A 2,769-nucleotide genomic window follows, 5' to 3' on the forward strand; every position below is an offset into this window, starting at 1 on the left:
GATTAAACGTTTTGAAAAGATGAAAAGTTTAGTTAGATAAAAAAATTCTGAAATATATCTTGAAATGATTATCATTATCAATTAGAATCATAGTTGATAATAAAATTCAACTGTCAGAAGTTTTATAAAAAAATGATAGTGTTCGTCTAAAAGAGGAGGAGCAGTATGCAGCATGCGAAACAAATCGCGGAACATGCAACAATACAAAGCTTTTTAAATTGTTATTTAAGAGAAACAGGAAGTGGAGAATGGATTACGGAGGATAAAAGGATAGAGGGTATTTTCTGCCATTCATTTCAAAGAGATACTATCCCCACTTATTTATGCTGCCCTTTATCGGCACAAAACGTTACTTTGTATGGGGAAGTTATATATAAATCATCAACGGACCGTCATCTATTTGGAGAACAATTTTATTACCAAATTGGCGAAAATAAAAATGTTATTAAAGCAGATTATATTACGGTTATTATGTTTTTAATAAAGGAAATGTCTATTAACTATGGAGAAGGTAAGAATCCTGATGAACTTATGCTTCGAGTTATTCGTAGTTGTCAAAATATTGAGAAGTTTATACAAGGAAGGGAGCAGGATACAGCTGAATTATATGGTTTCCATACGACTTTTATAGAGGCGGAGCAATCTTTATTATTTGGACATTTAACTCATCCTACACCAAAGAGTAGACAAGGTATATTGGATTGGAAAAGTTCAATGTATTCTCCTGAATTAAAAGGGGAGTGCCAACTTCACTATTTTCGGGCACATAAAAGTATAGTAAATGAAAAGTCATTGTTACAAGATTCCACAACGGCGATGATAAAAAAGGAATTAAAGTACGATGAAAAGGTTAATCAAGAATTTATTGAAAAGTACTGTCAAGAAGATGAATATTCATTAATTCCAATCCATCCGCTACAAGCAGAATGGCTATTACATCAATCTTATGTGCAAAATTGGATGAATCAAGGCGATCTTGAATATATCGGTCCAGTAGGTAAGTGTTATATGGCGACATCATCACTTAGGACGTTATATCATCCTCATTCCAAGTACATGCTTAAATTTTCATTCCCTGTAAAGGTGACGAATTCAATGCGTATTAATAAATTGAAGGAACTTGAGAGTGGTCCTGAAGGGAAGGAAATGTTAAATACTAAAATTGGTGAAGTGTTAGAAAAGTTTCCTGGGTTTGATTTTATATGTGATCCCGCCTTCATTACAATAAATTATGGTATGCAAGAGTCCGGATTTGAAGTAATTATTCGGGAGAATCCTTTTTATAGTGAAAATGCGAATGACGCAACGCTTATCGCTGGATTAGTACAAGATGCAATTCCGGGTGAAAGAACTCGTTTAGCAAATATTATCCATCGCTTAGCGGATTTAGAAGATAGAAGCTGTGAAGAGGTAAGTTTAGAGTGGTTTAGACGATATATGAATATCTCTTTAAAGCCAATGGTATGGATGTATTTACGTTATGGCGTGGCATTAGAAGCACATCAACAAAATAGTGTTGTTCAATTGAAAGATGGTTATCCAGTTAAGTTTTACTTCCGTGATAATCAAGGTTTTTATTTCTGCAATTCAATGAAGTCAGTGCTAGATAATGAACTAGCCGGTATTGGTGAACGCACTGGGAATTTATATGATGATTACATTGTAGATGAAAGATTTCGTTACTATTTAATTTTCAATCATATGTTTGGACTAATTAATGGTTTTGGTACAGCAGGATTAATAAAGGAGGAAATTCTTCTTTCGGAATTAAGGTCTGTACTTGAATCGTTCCTTCCATATAACCGCGAACCTTCTACATTTTTAAGTGAATTGTTGGAAGAAAATAAATTGGCATGTAAAGCAAATTTGCTAACGAGATTTTTCGACGTTGATGAACTGACAAATCCTTTAGAGCAAGCAATTTATGTACAAGTAGATAATCCACTCGTTAGAGAAGTGGCTGTTCGTTCATAAGTAGTGCTGAAATTTCACGTAATACAAATAATGGAATTTGATATTCCATATTATAGCGGAGGGATTTATGAAAGAAGAAGTTTATCATGCGAAAATATTGAAGGCACTCCAATCAAAAGAGTACATTTCAGTAAGAAGAAGAGTATTCCGGCAGCTAGTAGAATCGTTAATTTATGAAGAAATCATAACGCCGATTCGTATACAAAAGGGAGAGAAAATACTTTTTATTATACAAGGTCTTGATGAAAAGAATCAAGATGTAACATACCAGTGTTATGGACAAGAACGTATGACATTTGGGCGTATTTGTTTACATGCCTCATTAATAATGAGAGTTCAAGATGAGGAAGAAGAAATACAATCAGTTTCACAATTTTTACAGGAGATTTTTCGAATTGTTCAAGTTGATCGAACGAAATTGGATTCTTTTATTCAAGAATTAGAACAAACAATCTTTAAAGATACGATTGCACAATATGAGAGAAGTTGTGAAGAAGACTATCTTGCGAAATCTTATGATGAGCTTGAAAGTCATTTAATAGATGGACACCCGTATCATCCTAGTTATAAAGCACGCATCGGGTTTCAATATCGTGATAATTTTCAATATGGATTTGAATTTATGCAACCAATGAAAATTATATGGATTGCAGTTCATGAGAAATATACGACTGTAGGATATGAAAGTGAAGAGAGTTATAACTGTACCTTTAAAGAAGAAATTGGTGAAAAGAAAATCGAAGAGTATATAGATCGTATTCGAAAAATGGACTGTGATTCGAAGAAGTATATGTT

Annotated in this window: 2 protein-coding genes; both read left to right on the forward strand. The window is 33.2% G+C overall.

The window, feature by feature from the left end:
* Nucleotides 1-165: 165 nt before the first annotated feature.
* Nucleotides 166-1,974 (forward strand): IucA/IucC family protein, encoded by a 1,809-nt coding sequence (locus tag AC1DTM_RS21895; protein WP_016104582.1) that lies wholly within the window; start codon nt 166-168, stop codon nt 1,972-1,974.
* 67 nt (nt 1,975-2,041) lie between these two features.
* Nucleotides 2,042-2,769: IucA/IucC family protein (locus AC1DTM_RS21900; RefSeq protein WP_477000864.1), on the forward strand; the 728-nt coding region annotated here is incomplete at its 3' end.

This window comes from Bacillus sp. P4_D3 (assembly GCF_056401855.1).

What these genes read in the sequence shown, in the direction of transcription:
- AC1DTM_RS21895 (WP_016104582.1), top strand. Translation starts at nt 166, where the DNA reads ATGCAGCATGCGAAACAAATCGCGGAACATGCAACAATACAAAGCTTT.